Source organism: Myxococcus sp. CA023 (assembly GCF_010998615.1).
GTDB lineage: Bacteria > Myxococcota > Myxococcia > Myxococcales > Myxococcaceae > Myxococcus.
On the sequence record NZ_JAAEAH010000004.1, the window covers coordinates 57,197 to 72,598 of the forward strand.

At 67.2% G+C, this 15,402-nt stretch carries 16 protein-coding genes; all 16 read right to left on the bottom strand.

Translation table 11 applies throughout. From position 1 onward, the window contains the following. Positions 1-41: 41 nt before the first annotated feature. The gene (gene rsmI, locus F8M74_RS02075) at positions 42-872 is read right to left on the bottom strand and encodes a 16S rRNA (cytidine(1402)-2'-O)-methyltransferase (protein ID WP_011553581.1); all 831 of its coding nucleotides are present in this window, start codon (positions 870-872) and stop codon (positions 42-44) included. 12 nt (positions 873-884) lie between these two features. After that, positions 885-1,265: a YraN family protein gene (locus F8M74_RS02080; protein ID WP_141254357.1), complete on the bottom strand. Its 381-nt coding sequence runs from the start codon at positions 1,263-1,265 to the stop codon at positions 885-887. Between the two features lie 51 nt (positions 1,266-1,316). Further along, positions 1,317-3,218, bottom strand: coding sequence for an ATP-binding protein (locus F8M74_RS02085; protein ID WP_141254356.1), 1,902 nt, complete (start codon positions 3,216-3,218; stop codon positions 1,317-1,319). 81 nt (positions 3,219-3,299) lie between these two features. Beyond that, positions 3,300-3,683: a 50S ribosomal protein L19 gene (gene rplS / locus F8M74_RS02090; protein WP_140791565.1), complete on the bottom strand. Its 384-nt coding sequence runs from the start codon at positions 3,681-3,683 to the stop codon at positions 3,300-3,302. 117 nt (positions 3,684-3,800) lie between these two features. Next, positions 3,801-4,544, bottom strand: a complete 744-nt coding sequence (gene trmD / locus F8M74_RS02095) for a tRNA (guanosine(37)-N1)-methyltransferase TrmD (RefSeq protein WP_141254355.1) — start codon at positions 4,542-4,544, stop codon at positions 3,801-3,803. Then, positions 4,541-5,107 (bottom strand): ribosome maturation factor RimM, encoded by a 567-nt coding sequence (gene rimM, locus F8M74_RS02100; RefSeq protein WP_141254354.1) that lies wholly within the window; start codon positions 5,105-5,107, stop codon positions 4,541-4,543. Before rimM ends, trmD begins: the two co-directional genes overlap by 4 nt. Continuing rightward, positions 5,104-5,388 carry a KH domain-containing protein gene (locus F8M74_RS02105; RefSeq protein ID WP_011553575.1) on the bottom strand — a complete coding sequence of 95 codons (285 nt, stop codon included), beginning with the start codon at positions 5,386-5,388 and terminating at the stop codon, positions 5,104-5,106. The genes rimM and F8M74_RS02105 overlap by 4 nt, the downstream gene beginning before the upstream one ends. A gap of 11 nt (positions 5,389-5,399) precedes the next feature. Next, positions 5,400-5,660 (bottom strand): 30S ribosomal protein S16, encoded by a 261-nt coding sequence (rpsP, locus tag F8M74_RS02110; protein ID WP_011553574.1) that lies wholly within the window; start codon positions 5,658-5,660, stop codon positions 5,400-5,402. A gap of 90 nt (positions 5,661-5,750) precedes the next feature. After that, on the bottom strand, positions 5,751-6,887 hold the full coding sequence (rlmN, locus tag F8M74_RS02115) for a 23S rRNA (adenine(2503)-C(2))-methyltransferase RlmN (protein ID WP_141254353.1): 1,137 nt from the start codon (positions 6,885-6,887) through the stop codon (positions 5,751-5,753). A 198-nt stretch (positions 6,888-7,085) separates the two neighbouring features. Continuing rightward, entirely contained in the window at positions 7,086-7,523 is a 438-nt protein-coding gene (gene ndk, locus F8M74_RS02120; protein ID WP_002640621.1) for a nucleoside-diphosphate kinase, read from the bottom strand. Positions 7,524-7,556: 33 nt separating this feature from the next. After that, a complete protein-coding gene (gene sucD, locus F8M74_RS02125) occupies positions 7,557-8,456 on the bottom strand; it encodes a succinate--CoA ligase subunit alpha (RefSeq protein ID WP_011553571.1) in 900 nt (299 codons plus the stop codon). 29 nt (positions 8,457-8,485) lie between these two features. Then, positions 8,486-9,646, bottom strand: coding sequence for an ADP-forming succinate--CoA ligase subunit beta (gene sucC / locus F8M74_RS02130; protein WP_141254352.1), 1,161 nt, complete (start codon positions 9,644-9,646; stop codon positions 8,486-8,488). Between the two features lie 286 nt (positions 9,647-9,932). Beyond that, positions 9,933-10,742: a succinate dehydrogenase iron-sulfur subunit gene (gene sdhB, locus F8M74_RS02135; RefSeq protein ID WP_141254351.1), complete on the bottom strand. Its 810-nt coding sequence runs from the start codon at positions 10,740-10,742 to the stop codon at positions 9,933-9,935. Positions 10,743-10,786: 44 nt separating this feature from the next. Further along, on the bottom strand, positions 10,787-12,664 hold the full coding sequence (gene sdhA / locus F8M74_RS02140) for a succinate dehydrogenase flavoprotein subunit (protein WP_141254378.1): 1,878 nt from the start codon (positions 12,662-12,664) through the stop codon (positions 10,787-10,789). A gap of 222 nt (positions 12,665-12,886) precedes the next feature. Beyond that, positions 12,887-13,831 (bottom strand): malate dehydrogenase, encoded by a 945-nt coding sequence (gene mdh, locus F8M74_RS02145; RefSeq protein ID WP_141254350.1) that lies wholly within the window; start codon positions 13,829-13,831, stop codon positions 12,887-12,889. A 32-nt stretch (positions 13,832-13,863) separates the two neighbouring features. Beyond that, on the bottom strand, positions 13,864-15,162 hold the full coding sequence (icd, locus tag F8M74_RS02150) for an NADP-dependent isocitrate dehydrogenase (protein ID WP_141254349.1): 1,299 nt from the start codon (positions 15,160-15,162) through the stop codon (positions 13,864-13,866). Positions 15,163-15,402: the final 240 nt, after the last annotated feature.

Here is a 15,402-nt window from a genome sequence, read left to right on the forward strand (position 1 = left end):
CGTGGCCCGGTGGGCGCCGATGACGGCGCCCACCTGGGGACTCAGCGCTTCAGCGAGAGCCCCAGCCGGTAGACGTCCTGACCGGCCCAGCCCGCGCGGCGGGCCAGCTCGGTGCTCAGCGCCTTGAGCTTCTCGCCGCGCGACAGCCCCTCCTCCAGGGCCCGGCGCAATTCCTCCTCGGACCAGCGCGTCTCGCCGGTGCGACCCTCCACCAGCACCACCACCTCGCCGCGGGGCTCTTCCGCCGCGTAGCGCGCGGCCAGTTCGGACAAGGTGCCCCGGGCGAACTCCTCGTGCAGCTTCGTCAGCTCCCGCGCCACACACGCGCGCCGGTCGCCCCAGGCGTCGAGCAGGTCCGGCAACGTCTCCGACAGGCGGCGTGGGGACTCATACAGCACCAGGGTGGCGGACAACTGCGCCACCTCCTCCAGCATCGCCCGGCGCTCGGCGCCCTTGCGCGGGAGGAAGCCCAGGAAGTGGAAGCGCCCCGTGGGCAATCCAGAGGCGCTCAGCGCCGCGACCAGTGCCGTGGGGCCTGGCACCGGCACCACCGTCAATCCGCGCTCCAGCGCCTCGGCCACCAGCTTCTCGCCCGGATCACTGATGGCGGGGCTGCCCGCGTCTGTCACAAGCGCGCAGTCCTCCCCTTCCCCAATCCGGTCCAGGATGCGTCCGGCTCGCTGCCCTTCCGCGAAGGCAGGCAGGCTCACCAGGTCCTTCCCGCCAATGCCGAAGTGGTCGAGCAGCACCCGCGAGTGCCGCGTGTCCTCACACGCGATGAAGCGCACCGCGCGCAGGGTCTCCAACGCGCGCGACGTGACGTCCCCCAGGTTCCCGATGGGCGTCGCCACCAGATAGAGCGTTCCAGCCATGGCGTCGTCCTCTCACATCCCCGCGTCGAAGGCGCCAGGGATGTGCTCCACGGTGGCGCGCTCCCCGCGCCCCACCACCGAAATCACGTCGAAACGGAACATCCGTCCACGCAAGTCATGCGCGAACAGGTACCGAAGCGCCGCCTTCACCACCCGGCGCTGCTTGGCGAAAGACACGCTGTGGGAGGGGTCGCCCCAGGTGGCCGTCGAGCGCATCCGCACTTCCACGAAGCACACCAGGTCGTCACGTTCGGCGACCACGTCCAGTTCCCCGAAGCGACAGGTCCAGTTGCGATGCCGCACCCGCCAGCCCTGTGCCTCCAGGAAGCGCACCGCCGCCTCCTCCCCGGCATTCCCATACTCCCGCCGCTCAGCCGGCGCCGCCCGTCGCATCCACCCCTCCCCTGACGGCCCTCCCCCCTGGAGGCAACCCGCCACGTCGCCTCAGACGTTAACGGGTCCGTCCGACATCTGCGCGAAGCCCGGGTGCGAGGTGACGTGCAGCACCTGCGTCAGCGTGCCCAGGTGCTTCAGCATGCGGGCGATGAGGGGCAGCTTCACCTCCTCCATTCCCGTGAAGACGTCCTCCAGGAGGAAGGGACGCTTCACGCGGGCGCTCGCCTTCTCCACCACCGTCATCCGCAGGGCCACGTAGTACAGGTCCAGGTCCTTCGCGGGGAGCTCGCCCACCGGCACCCGCCGGCCCGAGGCCAGGGCGAAGCCCTTGCCCTCGCGGTCCCACTCGATGCCCTGGTACCGCCGGTCCGTGAGCGCGGTGAGGTACTGGACGCACCGCTCCTTCAGCATCGCCTGTACGGACAGGATGTCCGTGGTGAACACGTCCGCCGCCTGGGACAGCAGCATGGGCGACGGATCCTCCAGCGTCTCCACAGGCACGGAGCCATCCGGACCCGGCGCGGCCGGCGGTGGAGGCGCCTTGGCCAGGGCAATGGACTCCTTCAGCCGGCCCATCTCGCGCTCCACCTCGCGCACGTCACGGACGTACGTGCCCTTCTGCGTCAGCTCCTCGTTGAGCGCCTCCGCCTCCGCCTTCAGCGACTGAACCTGGGCGGCAGCCGCGAGGTAGTCCGGATCCGACTCCATCGTCTGCAGCTGGTCCTGCAGCTCCGCGACGCGCGCGCCCAGCAGTTCCTTGCGCTCCAGGGCCGGGGCGATGCCGTCCAGCTCTTCCACGTCGAGCGCCTTCTGAGCCATGCGCAGCGGCGCGGCTTCCGCCTCGTACTCCTCGAGGATCTTCTTCTCCCGGATGTCGAAGCGGTTCTCTTTGCTGCCGTGACGCGTGGCCTTCTGCAGGTCATCCACGTAGCGCAGCGCCAGGAAGGCGGCGACGCCGAAGGCCGGGATGTCCAGCAGCGCCAGGTAGCGGAAGGTCCGGTCCACACCGAAGCCCAGGCCCACAGCCAGCGCCAGGAACAGCACGCCCGCGCCCAGGCCGGCCCAGAACCCCATGTTCCGCGTCAGGGGCGGCACCGAGGCGGGACGAGCCTCCGCTTCGTTCTCCCGGTCCGCGTTGAGGCGCGCCAGGGCCTCGTCACGCCTGGCAATCACCTTGGGGTGGCGCTTCAGGCGGTTCACGATGTCCTGGGGCAGTCCCAGAGAGCCAGGCGTCGGCGCCGCGCGCCAGGCGGCCTCGGCCTCGGCGATGGCCACCTTGAGCCCCTCGGTGCCCTTCAGCCGCTGCTCGGCGTCGAAGATCTGGGACGCCACGCCGTCCGCCTTGAACTGGAGGCTGTCCACCTCCGTGGAGGCAGCCAGTTCCTGCTCCAGCGCGCGCAGCTTCGCCTCGGCGGCGGGGATGTCCTCCGCGGGCAGCACCGTGGAGGCGGACGCCAATGACGGGTACCTGCCGGACGTCTTGGGGTCCACCTTCGCCGCGGCGGCAGCGGACTTCCTCGGGCGTCGCGAGGGAAACTGCGCGGACTGAAGGCAGTACACCTGCTCGAACGTGGTCTTCGGTGGAAGTCCCGCCTGTCCGCGAAGGAACTGGCTGATCTCCGACGCATCCGACGAGACGAGCTCCGCCTGCTGCGTCGTGGGATTCATCCGGTGCAACGTCCCGGAGCCGCCGAGGTCGCGCAGCACGCGGTACGTCACCCCATCCACTCCGACGAACGTCAGGGCCGCCTTGCCCGACTTCGCACCGGCGGCGATGAAGCTGGCGTCAGTGCCGCGCCCATCCGCGAAGAGCAACGCGAGGGAGAGGCCCGCCAGGGGGCTCGACTCCGCCGAGGGCGGTTTGAGGACGAGGTATCCCGCCTTCAGGGCAAAGCGCCCCGCGGGGGAGAAACCGCGGACGTTCTGGACGGCGACTTCGGCGAATTGCATGGCCCGCGCATGTTAGCGCGAATGAAAAAAGGAGCGTCCGGGATCGGACGCTCCTTTTCACTGCACAGGCGCTGGAAGCGCTCAGGAGGCCGAGGCGGCCTTCTTGGCCGGCTTCGGCTCTTCGATGACGTCGACGCGCGCCGCCTTGCCCTTGAGGTCGCGGAGGTAGAACAGGCGCTTGCGGTTCACGTCACCGCGCGACAGGACCTCGATCTTCTCGTAACGGGGGCTGTGCAGCGGGAACACGCGCTCCACGCCGACGCCGAAGGAGAGCTTGCGCACCGTGAAGGTGGCGCGGTGGGCGCCCTTGGTCTTCCGGATGACGATGCCCTCGAACGCCTGCACGCGCTCCTTCTCGCCCTCCTTGACCTTCCAGTGGACGCGCACGGAATCACCGGTATTGAACACGGTGACATCCTGGCGCAGGAACTTGGCCTCGATGTGCTGAATGGCGGCGTTGCGCATGACAAACTCCGGAAAAACTTGAACTGACGCGATGGTCGCGTGAAGAGCGGGCCGTACTAACAGAGAGAGCGGTGTCGGACAAGCCCTGATGATCCAACCCGCTAGCAACGCTCAGGGTTACAGCTCTTCCTCCCGCCGGGCCAGAAGTTTCTGGTCGGCCTTCGACAACGCCACGCGGGCATACAGGTCCGGGCGGCGCTCATGGGTGAGCACCAACGACTTCCAGCGCCGCCAGCGGGCAATCCGGGCATGGTCGCCGGACTGCAGGGCGGCCGGCACCTCGACGCCCCGGAAGACAGGCGGGCGGGTGTACTGGGGATGCTCCAGCAGGCCTTCCTCGAAGCTCTCCGTGACGGATGAATCCACGTTGCCCAGGACCCCGGGCACCAGCCGCGCCACCGCGTCCACCACCGTCATGGCCGCCAACTCGCCGCCCGTGAGAACGAAGTCTCCCAGGGACAGCTCCCCGTCGAGGTGCGCCATCACCCGCTCGTCCACGCCCTCGTAGCGGCCGCAGACCAGGATGAGGCCCGCCTCGTGACGGACCAACTCACGCGCAGTGGCCTGGGTAAAGGTGGGCCCTCGGGGGCTCATGAGCAGCACCCGTGCGCCCGGTTGCCGCGCTTTGGCCGCCTCAATCGCGGCGACCAGGGGCTCCGGCTTCATCACCATGCCGGCGCCACCGCCGTAGGGCGCGTCGTCGGTGACGCGGTGCTTGCCCTCGGCGTACTCGCGGATATCGGTAATGGTGGTGGCCAGCAGGCCCTTCTCCTGAGCCTTCCCGAGGATGCTGGCCCCCAGGTAACCGGTCACCATGCCGGGGAACAACGTGAGGATCTCCACCGGATACGGTGGGCTCATTCCGCGTCCTCCGGGCCTCCACCCGACTCGGCGTCCTTGCGTCCCCCCTCCACGTACTCGGGCGGATGGATGACGATTCGCCGCGCCTCGAGGTCCACGGTGGGGACGAACTCGTCGGCGAAGGGAACCACCAGCTCCTCGCGCCCGGAAGCGCGAATGACCAGATTGGGCACCTCGCCGGTGGCCCAGATCTCCTCCACCCGGCCCAACGCGTTCCCGTTGGCGTCCACGGCATCGAGCCCCACCAGGTCACCCTGGAAGAACTCGCCCTCCGCGGGCGGCTCCAGATCCTCGCGGAAGACGAACACCTTGGCGCCCACGAGCGCCTCCGCGTCGTTCCGCGACTCCACGCCCTCGAGGACCACGATGTCCTCCTTGGGCGTGGGCCGGAGCGCCTCCAGCCGCATTTCCCGCTCCACACCGGCGCGCGTCCGCACCCAGATGCGTTCGACGGTGTCGAGCGTCTCCGACGCCGGATCCAACGCGCGAATGGCGACCTCGCCACGCAGGCCGTGAGCGCGCGCGACGTATCCCAACTCCAGATAGGGACTGGTGGCCGTCACTGCGCGGAGTCCGGCGCGACCGGAGCGCCTGCTGCATTGCGCCGGTCGTCGAGAATCTCCAGGCGGACCTTCTGCCCGGACTTCTGTGCGGCGGCATTGAGTAGCGTCCGGAGGGCATTCACGGTGCGCCCGTCACGGCCGATGACCTTGCCGACGTCCTCGGCGGAGACCTTCAGCTCGAAGAGCCGGGCCCCTTCCGCCTCGGAAATGCGCAGGCTGACCTGGTCAGGATGATCGACCAGGGCCCGCGCCAGATAGTTGAGAAGCTGCTCCACGTCCACTCGGGCGTGGCTCAGACCGCGGGAGCGGGCTTGGCCTTACCGGCGACCTTGATCAGGTCCGCAACGGTCTCAGACGGCGTCGCGCCCGTCTTCAGCCAGTAGTTGAGGCGCTCCTCGTTGAACTCCACCTTCGGCGGCTCCTGGTTCGGGTCGTACGCACCCACGGCCTCGATGAACTTGCCGTCCCGGGGGTTACGGGAGTCGGTGGCGACCACGTGGTAGTACGGCTTCTTCTTGACGCCCGCGCGGGCAAGACGGAGGACAACGGCCATTGAATGCTCTCCAACAAACAGGAAACGTCTTAGGAAAGGGGTGGCGCTCTTAACGCCTCACCCGTTGGATTGTCAAGGAAGTTCGGGACCTTATGTTGTACTATCGGCCCCGGCTTGTGTCTCGCCGCGATTGGCGAGCTGCCCGCAGGCGCCGGCGATGTCCCGGCCCCGGTTCCTGCGGATGTAGGCGGCGACATGGCCGTCCGCGAGGATGGCGCGGAACTCCTCCGCCCGCTCCTCGCCGGTGGTGTGGAACCCCAGGCCGGGATTCTCGTTGTAGGGGATCAGGTTCACCTTCACCGGGATGCCCTTGAGCAGCTCGATGAGCCGGTGCGCGTCTTCGTCCGCGTCGTTGAAGCCCTTGATGAGGACGTACTCGAAGGTGATGCGGCGGCCCTGACGCAGCGGGAACTTCCGGCAGGCGTCCAGCAAGGCCGCGATGTTCCACTTGCGGTTGACGGGCATCGTCTTGCTGCGCTGCTCGTCCGTGCTGGCGTTGAGGGAGATGGCCAGCTTGACGTCCGTCTCCTTGCCGAAACGCTCAATCATCGGCACCAGCCCCACGGTGGAGACGGTGATGTGCCGGTGGCTGAAGTTCGGCCCGTTCTCGGACTGGAGGATGGAGAGCGCCGTCTTGAGGTTCTCGAAGTTGTGGAGCGGCTCCCCCATCCCCATGAACACCAGGTTGGAGAGCGGGCGGAGCGTCTCGTGCCCCTCGTTCTTGCGGACCTCGCGGTTCACCGCGTGGACCTGGGCCACAATCTCGCTGGGGGTCAGGTTGCGCTTGAGCCCCATGGTGCCCGTCATGCAGAAGCCGCAGGCCATGGCGCAGCCCACCTGCGTGGACACGCACAACGTCCTGCGGTCCTCGGTGGGCATGTAGACGGATTCGATGTAGCGCCCGTCCCGCGTCTTCCACCGGTACTTGATGGTGCCGTCGATGCTGCGCAGCTCGCAGTCCTTCACCAGGGGGACGATCTCCGCCCGCGCCCCGAGCTTCTCGCGCAGGACCTTGGAGAGGTCCGTCATCTCGTCGAACGAGGTGGCGCCGCGCTGGTGCAGCCAGCGGTAGATCTGCGGGGCACGGAAGGCGCGCTCACCCAGTTCCTCGGTGACGAAGCGCGACAGCGCCTCCAACGACAGGCTGGCCACGTCCACCAGCTTGGCGGGCGCGGGAGCCGGCAATGGCTCGGTGACTGGCAGGGAGGTGGCGGAGGTCTCTGACATCGTCGTTGCGCTTAACGGTGGGCCCAGGGGCGTCCCTTCCCACACCTGGGCACGGCAAGTCAAAGGAGCCCATGCTCCCCTACCCGCCTCGTGGACACTACCGGGTTGTGTCTCCTGAAAGAACAGCGGCCCGGGCCCGCGCCTTCTGAGAGCGCGGACACCGGGCCTGGAACGGTGGCCCCGCTGGGGGCCGGCCGGCTACTTCTGGTACGGGTAGGCGTGGATCTCCGTCTCCCGGAAGAAGTACGCGATCTCGATCTTCGCGTTCTCCAGGCTGTCGGAACCGTGCACCGTGTTCTTGTCGATGCTGGTGGCGAAGTCCTTGCGGATGGTGCCCTCGGCCGCCTGAGCGGGGTTGGTGGCGCCCATGATGTCCCGGTTGCCCAGGACCGCGTTCTCACCTTCCAGCACCATCAGGACCACCGGGCCGGAGATCATGAACTGCACCAGGTCCTTGAAGAAGGGCCGGGCCTTGTGGACCGCGTAGAAGCCCTCGGCCTGCTCCTGGGAGAGCTGCTGCAGGCGGATGGCGACCGGCTTCAGCCCCTTCTCCTCGAAGCGGCTGATGATCTTCCCGATGACGCCCTTCTCCAGGCCGTCCGGCTTGATGATGGACAGCGTACGCTCAATAGCCATGTGACTGGCTCCTTCTTGTGTTTCCGTTGGGGTTTAGCGCTTCTTCGGAGCGCCCCGCTTGAGGGCCTCCTGAAGGGTGGTGCCCAGCTCGGCGGGGCTGGCGGCCATCAGGATGCCCGCGGCCTCCATAGCCTTGATCTTCTCGGTCGCCGTGCCCTTGCCGCCGGAGATGATGGCGCCGGCGTGGCCCATGCGCTTGCCCGGGGGCGCGGACTGGCCCGCGATGAACCCGGCGATGGGCTTGGTGAACTCGCGCGCCACGTACTCGGCGCCGCGCTCCTCGGCGTCACCGCCGATTTCGCCAATCATGATGACGGCGTCGGTGTCCGGGTCCGCGTTGAAGAGCTTCAGCACGTCCACGAAGTCCGTGCCGTTGACCGGGTCACCGCCGATGCCCACGGCGGTGGACTGGCCCAGGCCCAGTTGGGTGAGCTGGTGCACGGCCTCATAGGTCAGCGTGCCGGAGCGGGACACCACGCCGATGCGGCCCGGCTTGTGGATGTGGCCCGGCATGATGCCGATCTTGCACAGCGCGCCCGGGGTGATGACGCCCGGACAGTTGGGACCGACCAGCCGGATGCCCGGCTTGCCCTGCAGGTAGCGCTTGGCGCGCACCATGTCGTTGACCGGGATGCCCTCGGTGATGACGATGATGAGGGCCACGCCCGCGTCCGCGGCCTCCATGATGGAGTCAGCGGCGAAGGGGGGCGGTACGAAGACCACGGACGTGTTCGCGCCCGTCTCCTTCACCGCCTCGGCCACCGTGTTGAACACGGGGACCTTGCCTTCGAACGTGGTGCCGCCCTTGCCCGGAGTCACACCGGCAACGAGCTTCGTGCCGTACTCGAGCATCTGCTTCGCGTGGAACGAACCCGCCGAGCCGGTGATGCCCTGGCAGAGGACCTTCGTGTTTTCGTTGACGAGGATGGCCATGGCGTTCTTTCAGGAAAGAGTGCGCGGGATTACTTCACCGCGGCGACGGCCTTCTCCGCCGCCTGACGCAGGTTGTCCGCCGGGGTGATGGCGAGGCCGGAGTTGCTCAGCAGTTCCTTGCCCTTCTCCACGTTGGTGCCTTCCAGCCGCACCACGAGCGGAACCTTGAGCTGGACCTCCTTCGCCGCGGCGATGATGCCCTCGGCGATGACGTCGCACTTCATGATGCCGCCAAAGATGTTGACCAGCACCGCCTTCACGGCCGGGTCCGCCAGGATGAGCTTGAAGGCCGCGGTGACCTTCTCCTTGTTGGCGCCGCCGCCCACGTCCAGGAAGTTGGCCGGGCTGCCGCCCACCAGCTTGATGGTGTCCATGGTGGCCATCGCCAGGCCGGCGCCGTTCACCATGCAGCCGATGTTGCCATCCAGCGCGATGTAGGCCAGGTCCCACTCCTTGGCCTGGATCTCACGGGGCTCCTCTTCGGCCAGGTCGCGGTACTCCAGCAGGTCCTTGTGCCGGTAGAGCGCGTTCTCGTCGAAGGTCACCTTCGCGTCGAGCGCCACCACGCCGCCATCCTTCAGGATGACCAGCGGGTTGATCTCCACGAGCGAGGCGTCCGTGTCGATGAACATCCGGTACAGCGCCGAGCAGAACTGCACGAACTTGTTCACCGTCGGGCCCGTCAGGCCCAGCCCGAAGGCCAGCTTGCGGCCCTGGAAGTCCTGGAAGCCCACGGCCGGGTCCACCGCCTCGCGGAGGATCTTCTCCGGGTGCTTCTCCGCCACCTCTTCAATCTCCACGCCGCCTTCGCGGGAGGCCATGAAGGTGATGCGGCTGGTGGCGCGGTCCAGCGTCACGCCCAGGTACAGCTCCTGGCCAATGGCGAGACCTTCTTCGATGTAGACCTTGTGGACCGTCTGGCCTTCCGGCCCGGTCTGGATGGTCTTGAGCTTCATGCCAAGCATCTGCTTGGCCAGCTCCTTGGCTTCCGCGGGGCTCTTGGCCAGCTTCACGCCGCCGCCCTTGCCACGGCCACCCGCGTGGATCTGGGCCTTCACGACGACCACAGAAGTGCCGAGCTGCTTCGCGGCGGCCTCCGCGTCGTTGGCGGAAACGGCGAGGATGCCCTTCGGCGTGGGCACGCCGTACTTCCGGAAGATTTCCTTGCCCTGGTACTCGTGGATCTTCATCGAGGCTCCGGTGGAGACGAGGGAGACAGCCTGAACAGAGGCGTCAGCGCCGGGCCCTCATTGCGCAGAAAAGGACGGAGTGCAAGACCGTTTGACCCCGGTACACCTGCATCGTCCGACAGGGTGCACGGCAGATAATCAGGGATGTCCGCGAAGATGAGCCTGCCTTCACCGCAGGGTTTTCCACGGACACCCAAACAGCGGCGGCCCCGCCCGGCGTCTCGAATGGACGCCGGCCCGGGGCCGCTTGAAGCCAGAGAACGCCGGGAAGTCGCTGGCGAGCGCCCTACCCCGGACCGCTGCCGTGGGCCTTGGGGGCTTCGTCCTGGAAGAAGATGTCCTTGATGGTGAGCTTGGTCACCTCGCGGTTCATCACCGCGATCGACGTGACGAGCGGAATCTCCTTCGGGCAGACCTTCACGCAGTTCTGCGCCTTGCCGCAGTCCTGGACGCCGCCGGGCCCCATGAGCGAGCGCACGCGCTCCTCGGAGTTCATCTTGCCCGTGGGGTTCATGTTGAACAGGCGGGCCTGGCTGATGGCCGCCGCGCCCACGAAGTCGTTCTCCTGCGTCACCTGGGGGCACGCCTCCAGGCAGCTGCCGCAGGTGATGCACGTGGACAGCACGTACATCACCGACTGGTCCACGGGCGACTGGCGCTGACCCGGCCCCAGGTTGTGCGTCCCGTCGATGGGCACCCAGCCCTTGATGCGCTTGAGCGCGTCGAACATGCGGTCGCGGTTCACCGTGAGGTCACGCACCACGGGGAACTTGCTCATGGGCTCCAGCGTGATCGGCTGCTCCAGCTTGTCGATCAGCGCCGAGCAGGCCATGCGCACGCGGCCGTTGATGTTCATGGCGCAGCTGCCGCAGACCTCCTCCAGACATGCCGCGTCCCAGATCACCGGGGCCACGCGCTTGCCCTCCACGGTGACGGGGTTGCGCTGGATCTCCATCAGGCACGAGATGACGTTGGCGCCCTTCGCATAGGGAACCTTGAACTCATCGAAGTGGCCTGGCTTCGCGGGATCATCCTGCCGCCAGATGCGGAAGGTGATGGTCTTGGTGGTGACAGCGGATGCTTGTGCAGTGTCCATGTGGCTCGACCCTTCACTTCCAAATCGGTTGAGTGGTTCCCGTCTCAGGCGTACCAGCGCGGCTCGGGGTCCAGCACGGGCGTGGGGATGTCCTCGTAGTGGATCTTCGGGCCGGCCTCGCTGTACGTCGCGACGGTCGTCTTCGCCCACTTCTCGTGGCGCGCACGCCACAGGCTCATCCACTCCGGGTCCTGCGTCGGGTCCTTCGTCTTCGGTTCGGGCAGCGAGAAGTCCGGCTTGTAGTGGGCGCCGCGGCTCTCGTCACGGAGCAGCGCGCTCGTTGCGATGACCTCGCCCAGCTCGAACATGTTCCACAGCTGGTTGGTGTACGACAGCGCGCGGTTGGCCACGTTGCCCGTGTCCAGCACGTTGACGTTCTTCCAGCGATCCTTGAGCTCGCGGATCTTCTCGATCGTCTTCTTCAGACGGTCGTTGTAGCGCACGACGGTGCAGTTCTCCGTCATGGTGTCGCCCAGCTCCTTGGCGAGCCCGTACGGGTTCTCCGTGCCACTCATCTTGAGCATGGTGGCGAAGCGGTCCTGCCAGTACTGCCTGGCGGCCTGGAAGTGCTTCTCCGGCATCGCCGCGGCGCTGGTGCCCTGGCTCTTGGCGAAGGACGCCATGGCCGGGCCGCCGATCATGCCGGAGTAGATGCACGACAGCAGCGAGTTCGCACCCAGGCGGTTCGCGCCGTGGAAGGCGTAGTCCGCCTCGCCCGCGGCGTAGAGACCAGGGATGGTGGTGGACTGGTTCTTGGGGCTGCCCTCGGCCGGCGTCAGCGTCTTCGGATCGGCCTCGAAGTTCACGTACAGGCCGCCCATGGAGTAGTGCATGCCCGGGAAGATGACCATGGGCACCTTGCGCGGGTCGTCACCTACGAACTTCTCGTAGATCTCCATGACGCCCTTGATCTTGGCGTCCAGCACCGGCGCGGGGATGTGCGTGACGTCCAGGTACACGCCGTCCCGGCCGTTGATGCCCATGCCCAGCTCGCGGCAGACCATGAAGATCTCGCGGGTGGCCACGTCGCGCGGCACCAGGTTCTTGTACTTGGGGTACTTCTCTTCCAGGAAGTACCAGCGCTCCGCCTCCGGGATCTGCTGAGGCGCCCGCGTGTCGCCCTTCTTGCGGGGCACCCAGACACGGCCGCCCTCGCCACGCACCGACTCGCTCATCAGGCGGAGCTTGTCCTCGCCCGGAATCGACGTCGGGTGCACCTGGATGAACTCACCGTTGGCGTAGTGCGCGCCCTCCATGTAGGCGCGGCCCGCGGCGGTGCCGGTATTGATGATGGAGTTGGTGGAGCGTCCGAAGACGATGCCCGGACCACCCGTGGCCAGGCAGACGGCCTCGGCCGGGAAGGTGCGGATCTCCATGGTGCGCAGGTCGACGGCCACGCTGCCGATGCAGCGCCCGCTGTCGTCCTTCACCGTGCCGAGCCACTCCCAGTACTCGTACTTGGTGACCTTGCCCTCGGCCTCATAGCGGCGGACCTGCTCGTCCAGCGCGTAGAGCAGCTGCTGGCCGGTGGTGGCGCCGGCGAAGGCCGTGCGGTGGTGCAGCGTGCCGCCGAAGCGGCGGAAGTCCAGCAGACCTTCCGGCGTGCGGTTGAACGTCACGCCCATGCGGTCCAACAGGTAGATGATGCCGGGCGCGGCATGACACATGCCCTTCACCGAAACCTGCTCCGCGAGGAAGTCGCCGCCGCGCAGCGTGTCCTTCACGTGGATGTCCGGGTGGTCGCCTTCGCCCTTGGTGTTCACCGCGCCGTTGATGCCGCCCTGGGCACAAACGGAGTGGGAACGCTTCACCGGGACGAGCGAGAGCACATCCACCTGGTGGCCCGCCTCCGCGAGCTTGATCGTCGTCATCAGCCCGGCGAGGCCGCCGCCCACCACCGTGAACCGCGCTGCTGGTGCCATCATCGTCTCCTTGACTGCCGGACGTCGGACACTGCTCGGTTGAGCCGGCCCGCCAGGTGGCGCGCCAGGGCCCGGACGTCCCGTGCGAGTTCTACAGGCTAGTTAACTTGGTGAAAACGCGCTGCAACGATGGCGGCCGGGGCAATTAGCCCGCGTCATCCACAGCATCAGGCACAGGGCCCGCCGGGTTTCCCCAGCGGGCCGCACGTGACTGTCCAGCGACTACAGCTTGACCGAGTCGACCGTCTTCTTGACCGACTGGAAGGACTTCTCCAGCTCGGCCTTCTCACTGTCGTTCAGCTCGACGGTGTGGATCTTCTCCACGCCGCCCGCGCCGATCTGCACGGGGACGCCGAAGAAGTAGCCGTTGATGCCGTACTGGCCCTCCAGGAGGGCGGCGGCCGGCAGCACGCGCTTGCGGTCCTGCAGGAAGCTCTCCGCCATGGCGATGGCGGACGCCGCGGGGCCGAAGTAGGCGCTGCCCGTCTTGTACAGACCGACCAGCTCCGCGCCGCCCTCACGGGTGCGCTTGATGATGGCGTCCAGCTTGTCCTTGGCGATCAGCTCCGTCAGGGGCACGCCGCCCACCGTGCTGTGGCGGACGAGCGGGACCATGTCGTCGCCGTGGCCGCCCAGCACCAGGGCCTCCACGTCGCGGATGGACGAGCCGAGCGCCTCGGCGACGAAGCACTTGAAGCGGCTGGTGTCCAGCACGCCCGCCATGCCCGCGACCATGTGCTTGGGCAGACCCGCGATCTTATGGAGCGCGAACACCATCGCGTCCAGCGGGTTGGCCACGTTGATGACGAAGGCGTTGGGGGCGTGCTGCTTGATGTTGCCCGCCACGTCCGTCATGATCTTCAGGTTGATCTCGAGCAGGTCCTCGCGGGACATGCCCGGCTTGCGGGGCATGCCGGCCGTGATGATGATCACGTCCGAGCCGGCCACGTCCTTCCAGTCGGTGGTGCCCTTCACGCGGCAGTCGTAACCGTCGACCGCGGCCAGCTGGTTGATGTCCAGCGCCTTGCCCTTGACCAGACCCTCGGCCGCCGGGATGTCGTACAGCACCACGTCACCGAGCGACTTCTGCACGGCGAGCAGCGCCAGGTTGCCACCGATCTGACCGCCGCCGATGAGGCCGATCTTCTTCTTGCCATTCTGAGCCATGGATTCGCCTCTTCCAGATCCCCGACCGGGGACTACATGTTCTTGATGATGGCCTGCCCGAACTCGGAGCACTTGACCTCGGAAACGCCGCTCTGCCCTTCCTGCTTCATCAGGCGGGCGAAGTCGTAGGTCACCGTCTTGCTGGCGATGGCGCGGTCCATGCCCTGGATCATCAGGTCGGCCGCCTCGTGCCAGCCCAGGTGCCGGAACATCATCTCACCGGAGAGGATGACCGAGCCCGGGTTCACCTTGTCCTGGTCGGCGTACTTGGGCGCCGTGCCGTGCGTGGCCTCGAACACCGCGTGGCCCGAGACGTAGTTGATGTTGCCGCCCGGCGCGATGCCGATGCCGCCCACCTGCGCAGCCAGCGCGTCCGACAGGTAGTCACCGTTGAGGTTCAGCGTGGCGATGACGTCGAACTCATCCGGACGGGTGAGGACCTGCTGCAGGGTGATGTCCGCGATGGAGTCCTTGATCAGGATCTTCCCGGCGGCCAGCGCGGCCTTCTGCTCCGCGTTGGCGGCGTCCTCGCCCTTGGCGGCCTTGGTGGCCTCCCACTGGTCCCAGGTGTAGACCTTGTCACCGAACTCCCGGGCGGCCAGCTCGTAGCCCCACTTGCGGAAGGCGCCCTCGGTGAACTTCATGATGTTGCCCTTGTGGACCAGCGTGACGCTCTTGCGCTTGTGGTCCACGGCGTACTGGATGGCGGCGCGGATCAGGCGGTCGCTGCCCTCGTGGGACACCGGCTTGACGCCCAGGCCCACGTCGGACGGGAAGCGGATCTTCCCGAACTCCTTCGGGAACTCCTGCTTCAGGATGCCCAGGAACTTCTCCGCCGCGGCCGTGCCGGCCTCGAACTCGATGCCCGCGTAGATGTCTTCCGTGTTCTCACGGAAGATGGTCATGTCGACCTTGTCCGGCGTCTTCACCGGGCTGGGCACGCCCTTGAAATACCGCACGGGGCGCAGGCAGACGTACAGGTCCAGCATCTGCCGCAGGGCCACGTTCAGCGACCGGATGCCGCCGCCCACCGGCGTCGTCAGGGGGCCCTTGATGCCCACCAGATAGGTGCGGAACGCCTCGACCGTCTCATCGGGCAGCCAGTTGTTGACCGCCTTGAAGGACTTCTCGCCGGCCAGGACCTCGTACCAGGCGATCTTCTTCTTGCCCTTGTAGGCCTTCTCCACCGCGGCGTCGAACACCGCCTGGGACGCACGCCAGATGTCGCGGCCGGTGCCGTCGCCCTCGATGAAGGGGATGATCGGGTTGTCCGGGACGGACAGCTTGCCGCTCTGCAGCGAGATCTTTTCTCCGGATGACGGGGGCGCCATGGATGTGCTCCTGAGAAGGTGTGACCGTGTAAGAATCGGCGCGGGATAGTCGAGAACCCGCCCCGCGACGTCAAGGAGTTTGGCCACGGGCTCACGCGGAACGACTTATCGGAGCCAATGGCCGGGCGCGGAATAACGGGCGGCCCCCGCGCGAGCACGAAACGACGCGGCCTGAACCCCGGCGGCTCAACGAAAAAGGAGGGCCAGGCACTGGCGGCCCGCCCTCCTCTTCCTCTTCAA

What these genes read in the sequence shown, in the direction of transcription:
- rsmI (WP_011553581.1), bottom strand. Translation starts at nt 872, where the DNA reads ATGGCTGGAACGCTCTATCTGGTGGCGACGCCCATCGGGAACCTGGGG.
- F8M74_RS02080 (WP_141254357.1), bottom strand. Translation starts at nt 1,265, where the DNA reads ATGCGACGGGCGGCGCCGGCTGAGCGGCGGGAGTATGGGAATGCCGGG.
- F8M74_RS02085 (WP_141254356.1), bottom strand. Translation starts at nt 3,218, where the DNA reads ATGCAATTCGCCGAAGTCGCCGTCCAGAACGTCCGCGGTTTCTCCCCC.
- rplS (WP_140791565.1), bottom strand. Translation starts at nt 3,683, where the DNA reads ATGCGCAACGCCGCCATTCAGCACATCGAGGCCAAGTTCCTGCGCCAG.
- trmD (WP_141254355.1), bottom strand. Translation starts at nt 4,544, where the DNA reads ATGAGCCCACCGTATCCGGTGGAGATCCTCACGTTGTTCCCCGGCATG.
- rpsP (WP_011553574.1), bottom strand. Translation starts at nt 5,660, where the DNA reads ATGGCCGTTGTCCTCCGTCTTGCCCGCGCGGGCGTCAAGAAGAAGCCG.
- rlmN (WP_141254353.1), bottom strand. Translation starts at nt 6,887, where the DNA reads ATGTCAGAGACCTCCGCCACCTCCCTGCCAGTCACCGAGCCATTGCCG.
- ndk (WP_002640621.1), bottom strand. Translation starts at nt 7,523, where the DNA reads ATGGCTATTGAGCGTACGCTGTCCATCATCAAGCCGGACGGCCTGGAG.
- sucD (WP_011553571.1), bottom strand. Translation starts at nt 8,456, where the DNA reads ATGGCCATCCTCGTCAACGAAAACACGAAGGTCCTCTGCCAGGGCATC.
- sucC (WP_141254352.1), bottom strand. Translation starts at nt 9,646, where the DNA reads ATGAAGATCCACGAGTACCAGGGCAAGGAAATCTTCCGGAAGTACGGC.
- sdhB (WP_141254351.1), bottom strand. Translation starts at nt 10,742, where the DNA reads ATGGACACTGCACAAGCATCCGCTGTCACCACCAAGACCATCACCTTC.
- sdhA (WP_141254378.1), bottom strand. Translation starts at nt 12,664, where the DNA reads ATGGCACCAGCAGCGCGGTTCACGGTGGTGGGCGGCGGCCTCGCCGGG.
- mdh (WP_141254350.1), bottom strand. Translation starts at nt 13,831, where the DNA reads ATGGCTCAGAATGGCAAGAAGAAGATCGGCCTCATCGGCGGCGGTCAG.
- icd (WP_141254349.1), bottom strand. Translation starts at nt 15,162, where the DNA reads ATGGCGCCCCCGTCATCCGGAGAAAAGATCTCGCTGCAGAGCGGCAAG.